This is a genomic window from Aeromonas sp. s12 (genome assembly GCF_040907925.1).
In the GTDB taxonomy this organism is placed as follows: Bacteria; Pseudomonadota; Gammaproteobacteria; order Enterobacterales; family Aeromonadaceae; genus Aeromonas; species Aeromonas veronii.
This window is the reverse complement of the sequence record NZ_JBFOCT010000007.1, coordinates 149,877-163,436: the sequence shown is the minus strand read 5'-3', so window position 1 is coordinate 163,436 and position 13,560 is coordinate 149,877. Positions and strand designations below refer to the sequence as shown.

Sequence of the window (13,560 nt, the reverse complement as noted above, 5' to 3'; positions counted from 1 at the left end):
GAGAGCACCACGATCGGGCGGCCACGCAGCTCAGGGCGAAACAACCGCTCACAGCTGGCGTAGAAGTTGTTTACATCAACGAGCGCTATAGCCATCACGCTGCCTCAGATTGCCAATCACATGGGTGACCACTCCGAACAGTTCCAGGGAGAGGCTCATACAAGGGTCGATAGGCGCGAACGCCGGATTGGCTGGCAACAGCCGCAACCTCGGCTTGAGCTGTAAGGTCTTTACCGTGAAGCCGCCATCGAGTAGTGCAATCACCACATCACCATGGCGCGGGGTGAGGCTCTTATCGACCACCAGCAAGTCACCGGGAAAGATGCCGACCCCGGTCATGCTCTCCCCCTCGGCACGCAGATAGAAGGTTGCTGCAGGGTGGGCCACGCAGTGGGTGTTGAGGTCCAACTTCCCTTCCAGATAGTCGCTGGCTGGGCTGGGAAAGCCGCAAGAGGCGCGGTGCAAGAACAGCGGGATGGTCACCTCGGCGGGTGATGGGTCTGGGGTTAACAGCTTCATGGCAAAATACCTGTATTTATATACAGTCATTATAGCGCACCACCTTTGAACCAGCGCAAGTCCTCATCCACAGATGCATGAATCACACGCACACTCACAGTTCCAATGCTTCCACCAACAAAAGGGCATAGCAGGAAAAGCTCACCGCGTGCTAATTTTTGCTTTCTGGCTAGGAACCCCGCAGATAATACCGTCAAGGCAGAATGTGGTTTCCCAGCCTAACGTGGCATGTTCATTTCCATTTGTGATAGCTGTTAGGGGGCATCTCCATAGATATAAAGGAATCCTGCAGCCAACATTTCACCTTCGAGATGCTGTTTCACTGTGGTGAAACTTGGCAACGCATCCAATGCCCAAACTTGCCTGAACAAAGCGAGAGCTGGCTGGCCTACCGTGAACTGGCAACGCATATTCTCGATCCGCTGGTAGAAACATTTGGTCACCCATTGCTGACCTATGGGTTTTGTGGGGTAACACTGCGCAAAGCTATTCTTTCCAACGCCTCCCCCGGTATAGCCCCCACACTGGATCAACATGCGGCCTGTGAACTCAATCAGCGAGGAAGACTTGTCTGTCCTCGGCAAGGGGCCGCGGTGGATCTGATATACCCAGGGAAAAACAGCTATCAAGTAGCCCTTTGGCTGGCACAACACACCCCCTTTGATCGTCTCTATCTCTATGGCCCGGACCGGCCACTGCACATCAGCTATGGGCCCGAACAAAACCGCGCCTTGGTCGAACTCACCACTCACCATGGAAGACGAATGCCCAAGCGGCTGACACTCACCCAACTCAAAGGAATGTGCTGATGCTGACCCCCGAGCGCTTCACGCAACTGGTCGCTGCCCTGCCATACAAAAAAGTGCTGCCCGACGTGGTCTATCTGCACAAAGAAACCCTGGCCACGACTAGCCCACAGCTCTACCGTTTTGTCTGTGCGGTGGCACAAGCGCTCAAACTGCCGGAGTGTGAATGGGATCTGGTCAAGTTGGCAAAGCAGGATTTTCGGCTCTCCCTGCTCAGCTACCCCACCTTCTTCGAAGAGGCCTACCCCAGTATCAAGCAAAGCGTGACCGTTGACCTGGCCAAACTGAGCCATACCGTTACCTGCTACGACAGCCAAGACAATCCCCCCATTCTGCATCGCAAAGAGTGCATGCTGACCCCCGATCACCCACAGGCAGAGATCTGTCGCCAGATCACCGAAGAGGGGGAGTTGGCGGGACTTTACGATCATCCCCGCATGATTGGCTTCAAAGCATCGTGGGAGCGGCTTATTGCAAGACATGGCTACCAACTGGTTGATGGGCGCCTGTTTCGCATCTCCGCCCTGCCGCCCGAAGAGGGGGGCCCACAAATTGATCGCCATAAAACCGCGTTGGTTCGCCATGAACTCTCGGCCCCCATGAAGATGCTGGCACGCCATGGTTATCTCAACGGCGACTATGCGCTGTTTGATTACGGTTGCGGCCGAGGGGATGACCTGCGGGAACTGGAAGCACACGGTATTGATGCGCTGGGCTGGGACCCGAACTTTCGCCCGGATGGCGAGAAGGTGGTCTCCCATCTGGTCAATCTCGGTTTTGTGATCAACGTGATTGAGGATCAAGATGAGCGAATGGAGGCACTGCTCGGCGCCTGGGAGCTGACCCAAACCCTGCTGGTCGTCTCGGCCATGCTGGCCAACGACAGCTTTATTGCCCAGTTCACCCCTTATAAAGATGGCGTCATCACCTCGCGCAACACCTTTCAGCACTACTACAACCAAAGCGAGCTCAAGCACTACATAGACAAAACACTGGATGAAAATGCCATCGCCGTTGGGCCCGGCATCTTTTACGTGTTCAAAGACAAGCTCGAAGAGCAACGATTTTTGGCACAGCGTCAACGCCGAAGCCACAGCTGGCAGCAGCTGACCTCGCCCACCCCCAACCATCAGGCCGCAGCAGCACTGTTGATCACTCGCCATCAACCGCTGTTTGAAGCCTTCTGGCAGCGGGCGCTGACCCTTGGCCGAATCCCGGCCAATGACGAATTTGAACAAAGCGACGAGTTAAAAGAGATAGCAGGCAGCCATCGCAAAGCCATGACCCTGCTTGGCCAGCATTTTGACCTTGCCCAGTTAAAGCAGGCCGAGCTGGAGCGGCAGCAAGATTTGCTGGTTTACCTGGCACTCAACCTGTTTGGCAAACGCCAAGCCTATACCCAGTACCCCAGCGAGCTGCAGCGGGATATCAAAGCCTTTTTCGGGGGCAACCCGCAAGCACAACAGGCAGCCAAAGCACTGCTCTACCAGATTGCGGATATCGCCCTCATCAACCAGGCCTGCGAGCTGGCCCATCAACAGCTACCTAACAGCCTGCTCTATCCCAGCCATTCACTGCTGCTTCACAAATGCTTTGTTGCGCAATTACCGCCTCTGCTGCGTGTCTACCTCGGCGCGGCTTGCCAGCTCTACGGTGACTTGACCGATATCGACGTGATCAAGCTGCACATCCGCTCCGGCAAGGTGAGCCTGATGGGGTATGACGACTTCAGCAACCCCATCCCCCATCTGGTGGAGCGGGTCAAGATCAAGATGGCCGAGCAGGAGGTCGACTTCTTTGACTACATCAATGAGCAGACCCGGCCACCGCTGCTCAACAAAAGCTATCTGATGGCACCGGATGATCCGAGCTTCAAGGCACAACGAGCACTGGAGCAAAGATTGAGCAAACTGCTTGGGATGGACCTGGAAACAGAGCATCACTTGAGTCGCCAACAATATGAATCAGCTCTCAAAGAGCAAAAAAGGCGAATTTCAGGCTTTCGTATTTGTAGCGTAAAAGAGTAAAATCAGCGCCCCAAAATAACGTAAAAACCACTTATTCCTCGCTAAAACCTAATCCACAGTCTTATAACAACATGTGATTACGTTAATTTTGACGTAAATCTAGACTTGAAGCAGGACTAGCCAGGAGCATCATCATGAACCACTTCGACGCTGACTACTGCTACTCATTCCCCGCAGTGCGTGGGATACAAGCCGGTCGCCCCTTCTATATCGCGACCTGCCCGATGCGCATCATCCCCAAAATTTTCAACTTCGATGAGAGCGAAGTCCCCCCTGAATTGCGGGCGCAACGCACATTGAACAAATCCCGGATCCCGGAAATGGTGCGATACCTCTTGGAGAATCCCAAGGATTACGTATTCTCTGCCTTGACTGCGTCAATTGCTGTTGACGTCGAGTTTGCTGAACACCCCGGCTCCAACAACCTGGGCACTTTACGAGTGCCCATGGATGCACAGATCCTGATCAACGATGGTCAGCACCGCCGTAAAGCTATCGAAGAGGCGTTGGTAGAGCGCCCCGAACTGGGTCAGGACAACATCCCTGTCTTGTTCTTTGTCGATGAAGGGTTAACCCGAAGCCAGCAAATGTTTGCTGATCTCAACAAGTACGCGGTCAAACCCAGTCCGTCACTGTCAACGCTCTATGACCATAGAGATCAAGGCTCTGAGCTTGCTCGCCATCTGGCTACCAGCATGGAGCCCTTCGTCGGGCTTACTGAGATGGAAAAGTCGAGCATCTCCCAGCTCTCCAGCAAGCTCTTCACCTTAAGTAGTATCAAGCAGGCAACCCGAGCCCTACTGGGCAAGGGACCTAAAGAGGGCTGCACAGATGAAGAGGCCAAGCTGGCGGCACTCTATTGGAAAGCGGTCTACGACCAGATGCCGGATTGGCAGATGGCCAGTCGCAAAGAAGTATCACCTGCCCAACTCCGGCAGGAGTATGTCCATGCTCACGGCGTCGGCCTGCAAGCTCTCGGTATGCTCGGCCGCTTTTTGATAAGCGAGCATCCTGATACCTGGCAAGCAGACCTTGGTAAGCTCAAGACCATTGATTGGCGCAAAACCAACCCGGAATGGATTCGCAGAACCATGTCGCATGGCAAGCTAAGCAAATCCACCACAGCGCTCCAGCTTACCTGTAACGCCCTTAAAACCTCACTAAACCTCCCCCTCACCCCTGAGGAGAAGGTACTTGAAGCTCAGGTTGTCTCTCAATGAACCCCTTGATTCAGGCCCATGATCTGGCCGATTACGAAGATTTCATCAATACCGAACCCTTTGCTGGCCGTCCGCTGGCAGAATACGTAGCTGAAGTACAACGAATCTATTGCGCAGACAAACGTCCCTGGGTCATTGGTTATAGCGGAGGTAAAGACTCTTCTGCTGTGCTGACGCTGGTCTATCTGGCACTGCTGGGGTTACCGCCTGCAATGCGCCACAAAGATGTCTTTGTCGTTTCATCTGACACCCTGGTCGAGACCCCTGTTGTCGTCGATTTGATCATTCGGACCATGGATCAAATCGAAAAGGGCGCCAAACGCGATGCGTTACCCATTACCTCTCACCCTGTAGTACCCAAAACCCATGAGACGTTTTGGGTAAACCTGCTCGGCAAAGGCTACCCTGCCCCGACTCGCAGCTTCCGCTGGTGTACCGAGCGAATGAAGATCAACCCGGTCAGTGACTTTATCAAAGACAAGGTCAGCCAGTTTGAAGAGGTGATCGTTGTGCTCGGCTCTCGCAGCAGCGAGAGTGCTTCCCGTGCCCAGGTCATTGCCAAGCACAAGATTGATGGAACCCGACTTGCCCGCCATACCACGCTGGCGAATGCCTTCATTTACACCCCTATCGACACTTGGGATGTTGAGGATGTCTGGAAACTGCTGCGCGGCGCCTTCAAATATGCGCCGGATGATGTGGAGGAATGGGAAAATCCCTGGGGTGGCAATAACCGCCCGCTCTGGACTCTTTATATGGACTCCTCGGGTCAGGGTGAGTGCCCATTGGTCATTGATGACAGCACCCCCTCTTGTGGTAATTCACGCTTTGGTTGCTGGACCTGTACCGTGGTCACCAAAGACCGGGCCATGGAGAGCCTGATCCAAAACGGCGAAGACTGGATGCTACCCCTGCTCAAGTTTCGTAATCAGCTAGCTCTGACCACAGACCCTGCGCAAAAAGATACCTACCGTAACTACAAGCGCCGTACCGGCAAGGTGAGCTACCAATACGCCAAAGAGGGTGAAGAGCTTAGCGCAGAGCGCAAGCACGTCCCCGGCCCTTATTGGCTGAGATACCGCCAAGAGTGGCTCAAAGAGCTGCTCGAGATGGAGCGTGACCTCAACCTGCGTGGCCACACCATTACTCTGATCACCAAACCGGAGCTGCATGCGATTCGCCAGGAGTGGTTAACTGACCCTAACGAACCGGATTGGAATGACTCACTGCCAGCTATATATCGGGAAGTGTATGGCGAAGACCTCGACTGGCTAATCGACGATCAGTCACGCTTCAACGCCAGCGATGCCGAGCTGCTGGCACAACTAAGCCAGGGCTATGATGTCGAGCCCGAGATGGTGATGAAGCTGATAGAGCTCGAAATATCCCTTGAAGGGCTTAGCCGCCGCCAAGGCGTCTTCGCCAAAATAGGAACCATCCTGAAACAAGATTGGGGCAGCCTCGAAGCCATAGAGCAGAAACAGGCACAATTGCAAAAGCGCAATGAGCGCGATCTCTATCAAGAAGAAGTTGAACAAATTGAACAGTCGCTTACTGAATTGCAAAAACAATTGGCGCAAGCCGACGATATAGCAGCACTGTTTAGTGAGGCAGTAAAAAATGATCATTAAGAAGTTGGTCTTGCATAACTTTCGTGTATTTCGTGGTCACCACGAAATAGAGCTGACCCCACAAAAACGTGGAAATGAGAACGTTGATAGGCCTATCGTGCTGTTTGGTGGCCTCAACGGCGCAGGCAAAACGTCGATTTTGTCAGCCATCCGTTTAGCGCTATATGGACGTCTGGCCTTTGATAACCTGCTCCACAATCAGGACTATATTGACCAACTTACTGCACTGATCCATAACGGCGTCAGCAAAGCACTACAACCGCGCGATGCCTCTGTCGAGCTGGTGTTTACCTATAATCAAGGGGGCACTGAGTCTGAATTTACCGTTATTCGCAGCTGGAGTCGCAATAAAAAAGATAGACTCAAGCTGCTGCAAAATGGGGTCGAGCTGGACGAGCTTAACTATGAGCAGTGCCAGGGTTTTCTCAATGAGTTAATCCCGCACGGTATTGCTGATCTCTTCTTTTTTGATGGCGAAAAAATCGCCTCATTGGCAGAAGATGAATCGGGCAAGATTCTGCAGACCGCGGTACGCCGCCTGCTCGGCCTTGATCTAATTTCCAAACTGCGCACCGACCTTGGCATCTATTTAAAGCAGCAAGGAGCCAAAGAGCTGGGCACCCAACAACAGCACAAGTTGGCCGAGCTGGAGCAGAATAAAAAACAGTTTGCCAAACAGGCCGAACATAATCGATTTGAAGCTGACTTGGTGATGGCAAGGATTGGCCTGATTACCCAGGATATTCAGAAATATGAAGCCATGCTGGCAGCACAAGGTGGTGCATTTGCGCGGACAAAAAATCAGGAGCAGCAGAAAGTAGCTGAACTGGTAAAAGAAAAAGAACAGCTTGAAAAGAGTCTGCGCCATGAATGTGATGGATCCCTCCCCTTTGCACTGGCCCCCAACACCATGGCCAAACTGCAGCAACAGCTGGCCAGAGAAATAGAGATAAAAAGGGCTCGCAGCTTTTCCCAAGAGCTCAATCTTTTTCTCGAACAGCTTAAAGCCAATATCGGCTTTAAAGGTAAAGAGACGCTGGCCATCACAACCCAGGCGATCGAAGAGCAGCTTGACAGCTTTATGGCCAACAAGCCGCAAGGTGAAGTCCTCTTTGATATCTCTGAGCGCGAGACTCACGTCATCATCGCGGCAATCAGTGAGGATTGCCAACGGGCTTGGAGCAAATTTGATGCACAGCGTCGTGAATTGGCCGAGGTTGAACATCAACTGGAGCAAGCAGCCAGCAATATTGAAAGGGCGCCGGATGATGAGCAGCTGATGGATATCTTCCAAACCCTGCGAGAGATGGACAGTCAACGGCAAGAAGAGCGCCACAAATACAAGGCACTGCTGGAACAAGCCAAGCAAGCGGTAATGAGCCAACTGGATTGCGCACGCCAGATCCAGAAATTACACGATAAAGCCAGAGAGCAATATAGTTCTGTGAGTGCTGTACAATATGCCAATGACACCATCAGTTTGCTGGATGAATACAGCGATGTATTGACCCAAGCTCGGGTTAAAACGCTGGAGCAGAATTTTGAAGTAGCCTACCGAAAATTGGCCAGAAAAGAAGACCTGCAGATTAAAGCCAGGATCAATCCTCACACCTTTGATGTGGAGCTGGTAGACGAAGCGGGGATTGCCATCAATAGAAAGGCGCTCTCTGCCGGTGAGAAGCAAATTTATGCCATCGCAATCCTGGAAGCGTTGGCCAAAACATCAGGTCGACAACTGCCGGTCATTATTGATACCCCGCTGGGGCGTCTTGACTCACACCATAGAGACAAGCTGATTCACCACTACTTCCCCTTTGCCAGTCATCAGGTGATATTGCTGTCGACTGATACAGAAGTGGATGAACGCTATTTTGCCAGTACCCTTGCTGATGATATCTCACATGCCTATCAGATCCGCTTTGATGCGCTGACTAAATCATCAAAGCTGACCAAGGGCTACTTCTGGAAAGAGAGTCTTGCCCAAGTGCAAGCCAAGGAGGTTTGTTAATGCTCCCGAATCGCATGCAGCTCACCCGCCAAACGGAAGAGCAGCTTAAACGATTAAAAGCCAATACCGGGATCACTCCCAATGTGGCAGCTCGCCTGGCTTTTTTTCGTTCAGTGGAAACTGATTTTCGTTACCGCCCGGACCATAAAAAGCTGGATGGCAACCTAGTGCTCGACAAAATCACCTGGCTGGGAGAAACACTGGCTGTGACCGAGCTCACCCTCCAGATGATTTATCCTGACCTGGATAATAAAGAGTGGATAAAAGCCTGGGCGGCCCATGTTGAGGATGGTATTTCAGCACTGAGAAATCATAGAAGCCTACGTGATCTAGTGTTAGCCTTGCGGATATAATTATTATCCACAACAAAAATTTATATTTAATGAGTGCCACTCACTTTTTTGGCGAGCGGCCTCATTTTCAATGATTTACCAACCAAAACTCAAGACCCAATCAGATCTTCGATTGCATCACAAACATTAAGTAAAGGTTTCCCTTCAATATCCGAAAGAATATCAAGCACTATGGGTATTGAACTATTGACAATGCTGACGCAAATATCAAACATTCTTTTTTCATCAATAATAATATTTATGTCGTTTTCACACGAAATAGCAATTAACTGCATAAAGTTAACTCTATTTTCATCTAGAATATCTGCACTTATTGCTTCGTACGTTTCAAACTTTACATTGGATTGTGAAATGCCTCGTTTGAACCCAAAGCATAAACAAAAAAACCAGAAATCAACCTGTCTATTAAATGGAACAAAATCTCTTGTGGTTGTATTCCCTGCAGTTGAGCAAAATTGTTTAATTCTATCTTGATAGACCAATGGAAGACATATTGAGAATCTTGAAAAGATATTACTCATTTTACACCTCGAAATATATCAGACATAGTTTCTTTCACAAACACTGCAAACCACTCTGTGTGAGCAATCACAGCGAATGATATGAACGGAATCAGCTGTTGGTCTATATTTCAATTGAGTTGGATAATGAGCTGGGTTAGTCAATGTAAATACTTTTCCTGCATATTTATCAATGATATCCTCAACACCAAGTATTTCTGAGTGCGTAAGAAAGAGAACAATCTGCGACCCCTCACTAATAAGACTTTCTAGTACAGCCCTCTTCACATAACCAGACATCATGCCAAGAGGAGTATCAATTACATTAGTAGCTTCAACTTTGCTAACTTTTGTTAATGCAAGTATAAAAGCTAGTGTAATAGCACGCCTTGAAGCACCATTCAAGTCCTTGTCAGGGTCTAATAAATGTCTACCTTTTCCATATACTCTTATTTCAAAATCATCTGTTAGCTCCGCCGATTCAATGAAATAGAATTCAGGATCAGCAGAGGAAGCACCGATCATCTTAAGAAATATTCTATTCATTTCAAAACTGACTTTCTTTATCTCTTGCTCTTTGATTCTGGATAATACCTCTTCGAATATCGTTCTAACTGAAGATGCTAAATTATAATTATCTGAAGATGTATCATCTTTCGTTTTCTTTTTTGAATAAAGATCTATATCTCGTTTTAAGTCTTTCATTCTTGATGTCTTGATTTCAGTCTCTTTATTCAAGCCTCCAAGCTCCTCACTTTTTTTCTTAATGTTGGCTCTTATGGATGCCTCCAACAATCGAAGTTCCTTGATCGTCGAGTCATCTATTAGGTCTTTTTCCTTCTCCTTTTCCTTTATTTGCTCAGATATATGATTTATTGCTGAGCTAGAGTTTCCATATAGTGTAAAATTGCTAGCATATTCATCAATCCAAGCTTTAGCTGATGAGTTAAAGTCTATACTTTTAATTGAGTACATTAACTCAGTGGCACGTCTCTGTAATTTATCGCTGTTCTGACTATTCGTAATAGTATCATTAATTGTTTTAATTCTTGATGCACAATCATGACTAGTGGGATCAAGAGGTAGTCCACAAACACACATTTCTCGTTCTAAGAGTTCTTCAAGAACAGGAATACTTTGACGTGGAAGTCTCTTTTCTTCTTTCATTTTAAGTAGTGCATTATTTGCAAAATCAACATTGCCTGCCAACATAGCAGCAGCAAACTTATCATTTGCAACACTAGAGCACAGTAATTTTAGCGCAGTGTCGCTACTATTTCTTTCTCGTGTTTTATCAGCTGTTAATCTAGCCAAATCACGAACGATTTTTTCTTTATCACCTAATGATATAAGGTCATCTATTTCTTTTCTTTTTTTCAATAAATCTTTCTCAAAAGATTCAATCTCCTGATCTAACATCTTGATTTCTTCTTCATTTTCACTCAACCAATCTTGGCACTGTTGACACTCAGTTTCAGCCTCCGCCAATAACTGACCATAATTGTTTTTATCAATCTGCTTTGAGAAATCAATAACAATTGAATTCAATATACGATGTAATTCATTCAAATTATTCAACGCAAGCAACGATTCTATCGCACTCCTAACTCTTGTTTTTTTCTGTTGCTGTGCAGCTGATGAGTCAATAAATGACATCGCACTATCGCCATCTGTAAAGTATATGCTTCGGAGATTGTTTGGTAACGCTCGCTCAATTACCAATTTAGCCTGTGTATCTAACACTCGACTTTCACCACCATCCGAACATTGGTACATATCAATAGACTCATGCACTCTTTTAAAGATATTAATATTAGATGGATCAATTTTTTCTACACAAGTTCTAACCAACTTATATCGTTGTTTAAAAACAGCCGTAATCCCTTTCTTTTCAACGATTTCTTCTGTCTCGAACTCCACTTCCACTGAGATTTTGAATTCCTTTATCCCCTTGTTTTTTTCTTGTGCTGGATGCAGAGGATATTGGTTTTTAGGATCTATTACCTCAGAGCCGTATAAACACCATATCAAAGCTGTCTCGGCCGTGGTTTTTCCAGACTCATTGGCAGCTCTAATTACTGTTAGCTTCTTCTCCTTATCCACAGAGAAGTCAAATACAACGTCCTGTAATAATCTAAAGTTTTTGAAAACAGCTCTAATTAATTTCATTCTATTACCCCCCCGTTTCGTATATTACTACTTACATGTATGATTTTGTTTTTAATTTGATTCTTTTTTTCAGAATCATTAATTCCTGATGACTCAATAAAGAAAAGTTGCTGGCATAGTCCATAGAGCATATCTTTCGATTTTTGATCTATTTCAGGGCTTTCATCAATGACATCCTTAAGCATGCCAGAGATGTTTTTATAGGATATACTCATAAAGCCTCCTTAATTTTTAACAATTCAGAGATCACATTATAGCTTTCTTTTTCAGATAATTGATTAAGTGATAAACGACTCATTTCTTCAACTCTAGATATTTCACCATCAATTATAGATATAATAGTTTTATCGATAACGCCAGCAGGTGGAATAACAACGAAGTCATGAATTATCGCCTTGCTTTTTCCTTCAGACTTTCTAAGAACACGTCCCATCCGTTGAATCCATTGACGCTTTACACTGCTACTAGCAATAAAATATGCAATAGAAACATCTGGGATATTGAATCCTTCATCAAGAACTCTCTTGGACGTAATAACTTGAGTTTTACCTTGAGAAAAATCATAAATTATAGAGGCGATATTTTTTTTATCTCGCGTTTCTTCAGCAGTTATTTGATGATATCTAACATTCAGCTCTCTCATCAAAGCATTAACATTATCTAGCTGAGTTGGATTTTTATCAGTGGTAAAAATTAGTGTCTTTGATTCTATGCCGTAAGTTTCAATAACGCTTTTCAGTGCTAGTATTTTGTTTTCAGCGGATTCAATTATTGCCTTACGCTTTATCAACATCAGATTAGTATAGGAATCATCTCCAGACTCAGCCTTCCAATAATTTTTCTTTATTTTATCGGATAAAGCAAGCCACTCCTCAGTCTCATTACTATTTAAATAAACTGGGTGAATATAATATTCATATGGAGTTAAACATGTTCCAATAGCACGCTCTAAAGGAAAATCATATATCACCCCTCCAAAATAACTTAATAATTTCTCACTCCCAGTCTCATCATATTGCCTTATAGGTGTTGCAGACAATCCTAAAGCATAATCAAAAAAAGTAGGGGGGGTATTAACAAATGATTCAGCCCCAAGATTATGAACTTCATCTGCGATTAAAAACTTACGACATTTTATATTTTTAAGCGCGTCGAAAACGCCGGTATTTGTTAATGCATCATGAGTTATGATGACCACTTTGACTTTATTAGATAATCTAACCTCTCTTGCGATACTTTTTAGCTCAACTGAAATAGCTCGATTACCGATACCATTAGCTACAAAAGGTTCAATTTTGAATTTTCGTACATCTAGCGCCCATTGCTCTATCAGTGGTGACGTTGGAACAGCGATAACAACTAACGCAGGGCTATCTTTCAAACTAATTGATGCGCAGAGTAAGGATGTTAGTGTTTTTCCCCCTCCTGTAGCTATAGACAGAATGCCTCGGTTTGGAGAATTCAACCAAGCATTTAGAGCCTCCCCTTGGTGAGAATAATTACCACTTTCATATTCATACCAATCTGGAATTATTAATCTATCATCTGCATTGGTTAAAAAATCATCTACATTGGTTAAAAAATCATCATTTTTGCATTTGTTTGAAAATGCTTGTTCTATTTCTTCATAGGACATTGACTTTATACTATTGTCAGATTTTATATTTTTAATTGAATCAATAGTTTTTTGATTTAATCCAAACACAATAGTATTTTCTATATTACCAGACCAATAAGTATCAAAACGGTCTTGCAACTCAACACAAACAACTTTTGAATTGGCATCAGAGACAGACTGACTCACACAGATTTGCTCAAAATTCATACTCAAACCAGACAGTGTTGCATTTGAAGATCCATGCAGAGCTATCGGACCATCGTCAGTCTGAAAAATCCAAGCCTTTGTGTGAAATAAGCCACTTCTTAACACTGCAAACTTTATCTCTAATTTATTAGTAAGTAAGAGATATTGCAGCATATAAATGGTTTTCAACTCAAAATCTGAAATATCACAATCTACAACATTGATTAAATACCTCAATAAACTCTCTTTGTTTTCATAAGTTTCTATTATTGCTCTCCTATCATCATCTGAAAGATAAGGGCTAATAATCATTCTACATTTTATATTGCTTTTGAAAATTATAGCTAGTGGTCTAGCAAGCTCCCTTAACATGCTGGATGAAAAATAACCAGACATGCAGTCAAATGATTTCGCTACTTTAGCTATCGGCAAAAACAATTCATTTGATATGTTTACCTCATTAGGAAAGTAAATTGGATTTAACTGCAACATAATGCCCCCTTTAAATTCCGCCATATCACAA

The 13,560-nt window shown here is 45.8% G+C and carries 12 protein-coding genes; 6 read left to right on the top strand and 6 right to left on the bottom strand.

Annotated features, from left to right (window positions below):
• Both AB5Y67_RS02260 and umuD read right to left on the bottom strand, forming a co-directional pair.
• Positions 1-95: hypothetical protein (locus tag AB5Y67_RS02260; RefSeq protein ID WP_368207568.1), on the bottom strand; the 95-nt coding region annotated here is incomplete at its 3' end.
• Complete coding sequence (gene umuD / locus AB5Y67_RS02255) at positions 76-519, bottom strand: translesion error-prone DNA polymerase V autoproteolytic subunit (protein WP_025327594.1); 444 nt, start codon at positions 517-519, stop codon at positions 76-78. The genes AB5Y67_RS02260 and umuD, both read right to left, overlap by 20 nt.
• 311 nt (positions 520-830) lie before the next feature.
• Here umuD and AB5Y67_RS02250 point away from each other — a divergent pair, with 311 nt between their 5' ends.
• From AB5Y67_RS02250 to dndE, 6 genes are all read left to right on the top strand, one after another.
• Positions 831-1,328, top strand: a complete 498-nt coding sequence (locus tag AB5Y67_RS02250) for a hypothetical protein (RefSeq protein ID WP_201941662.1) — start codon at positions 831-833, stop codon at positions 1,326-1,328.
• Positions 1,328-3,352, top strand: a complete 2,025-nt coding sequence (locus AB5Y67_RS02245) for a DNA phosphorothioation-associated putative methyltransferase (protein WP_199428079.1) — start codon at positions 1,328-1,330, stop codon at positions 3,350-3,352. The genes AB5Y67_RS02250 and AB5Y67_RS02245 overlap by 1 nt, the downstream gene beginning before the upstream one ends.
• Before the next feature lie 134 nt (positions 3,353-3,486).
• Positions 3,487-4,572, top strand: a complete 1,086-nt coding sequence (gene dndB / locus AB5Y67_RS02240; protein ID WP_041209432.1) for a DNA sulfur modification protein DndB — start codon at positions 3,487-3,489, stop codon at positions 4,570-4,572.
• Positions 4,569-6,203, top strand: coding sequence for a DNA phosphorothioation system sulfurtransferase DndC (gene dndC / locus AB5Y67_RS02235; RefSeq protein WP_199428080.1), 1,635 nt, complete (start codon positions 4,569-4,571; stop codon positions 6,201-6,203). The genes dndB and dndC overlap by 4 nt, the downstream gene beginning before the upstream one ends.
• Positions 6,193-8,211: a DNA sulfur modification protein DndD gene (gene dndD / locus AB5Y67_RS02230; RefSeq protein WP_368207567.1), complete on the top strand. Its 2,019-nt coding sequence runs from the start codon at positions 6,193-6,195 to the stop codon at positions 8,209-8,211. The genes dndC and dndD overlap by 11 nt, the downstream gene beginning before the upstream one ends.
• Entirely contained in the window at positions 8,211-8,564 is a 354-nt protein-coding gene (dndE, locus tag AB5Y67_RS02225; RefSeq protein WP_005361235.1) for a DNA sulfur modification protein DndE, read from the top strand. The genes dndD and dndE overlap by 1 nt, the downstream gene beginning before the upstream one ends.
• An 89-nt stretch (positions 8,565-8,653) precedes the next feature.
• Here dndE and AB5Y67_RS02220 read toward each other — a convergent pair whose 3' ends face one another.
• Genes AB5Y67_RS02220 through AB5Y67_RS02205 form a run of 4 tightly spaced genes read right to left on the bottom strand, consistent with a single transcriptional unit; the run spans position 8,654 to position 13,553 of the window.
• Positions 8,654-9,085, bottom strand: a complete 432-nt coding sequence (locus AB5Y67_RS02220) for a hypothetical protein (protein WP_199428758.1) — start codon at positions 9,083-9,085, stop codon at positions 8,654-8,656.
• Positions 9,086-9,103: 18 nt separating this feature from the next.
• Complete coding sequence (locus AB5Y67_RS02215; protein ID WP_199428759.1) at positions 9,104-11,233, bottom strand: AAA family ATPase; 2,130 nt, start codon at positions 11,231-11,233, stop codon at positions 9,104-9,106.
• Positions 11,230-11,448: a hypothetical protein gene (locus AB5Y67_RS02210; protein WP_005361238.1), complete on the bottom strand. Its 219-nt coding sequence runs from the start codon at positions 11,446-11,448 to the stop codon at positions 11,230-11,232. The genes AB5Y67_RS02215 and AB5Y67_RS02210 overlap by 4 nt, the downstream gene beginning before the upstream one ends.
• The gene (locus AB5Y67_RS02205; protein WP_201941667.1) at positions 11,445-13,553 is read right to left on the bottom strand and encodes a DEAD/DEAH box helicase family protein; all 2,109 of its coding nucleotides are present in this window, start codon (positions 13,551-13,553) and stop codon (positions 11,445-11,447) included. The genes AB5Y67_RS02210 and AB5Y67_RS02205 overlap by 4 nt, the downstream gene beginning before the upstream one ends.
• Positions 13,554-13,560 lie beyond the last annotated feature (7 nt).

Coding starts and splice junctions, on each gene's coding strand:
- dndB (WP_041209432.1), top strand. CDS start 3,487: ATGAACCACTTCGACGCTGACTACTGCTACTCATTCCCCGCAGTGCGT.
- AB5Y67_RS02220 (WP_199428758.1), bottom strand. CDS start 9,085: ATGAGTAATATCTTTTCAAGATTCTCAATATGTCTTCCATTGGTCTAT.
- AB5Y67_RS02210 (WP_005361238.1), bottom strand. CDS start 11,448: ATGAGTATATCCTATAAAAACATCTCTGGCATGCTTAAGGATGTCATT.
- AB5Y67_RS02205 (WP_201941667.1), bottom strand. CDS start 13,553: ATGGCGGAATTTAAAGGGGGCATTATGTTGCAGTTAAATCCAATTTAC.
- umuD (WP_025327594.1), bottom strand. CDS start 519: ATGAAGCTGTTAACCCCAGACCCATCACCCGCCGAGGTGACCATCCCG.
- dndC (WP_199428080.1), top strand. CDS start 4,569: ATGAACCCCTTGATTCAGGCCCATGATCTGGCCGATTACGAAGATTTC.
- dndE (WP_005361235.1), top strand. CDS start 8,211: ATGCTCCCGAATCGCATGCAGCTCACCCGCCAAACGGAAGAGCAGCTT.
- AB5Y67_RS02250 (WP_201941662.1), top strand. CDS start 831: ATGCTGTTTCACTGTGGTGAAACTTGGCAACGCATCCAATGCCCAAAC.
- dndD (WP_368207567.1), top strand. CDS start 6,193: ATGATCATTAAGAAGTTGGTCTTGCATAACTTTCGTGTATTTCGTGGT.
- AB5Y67_RS02245 (WP_199428079.1), top strand. CDS start 1,328: ATGCTGACCCCCGAGCGCTTCACGCAACTGGTCGCTGCCCTGCCATAC.
- AB5Y67_RS02215 (WP_199428759.1), bottom strand. CDS start 11,233: ATGAAATTAATTAGAGCTGTTTTCAAAAACTTTAGATTATTACAGGAC.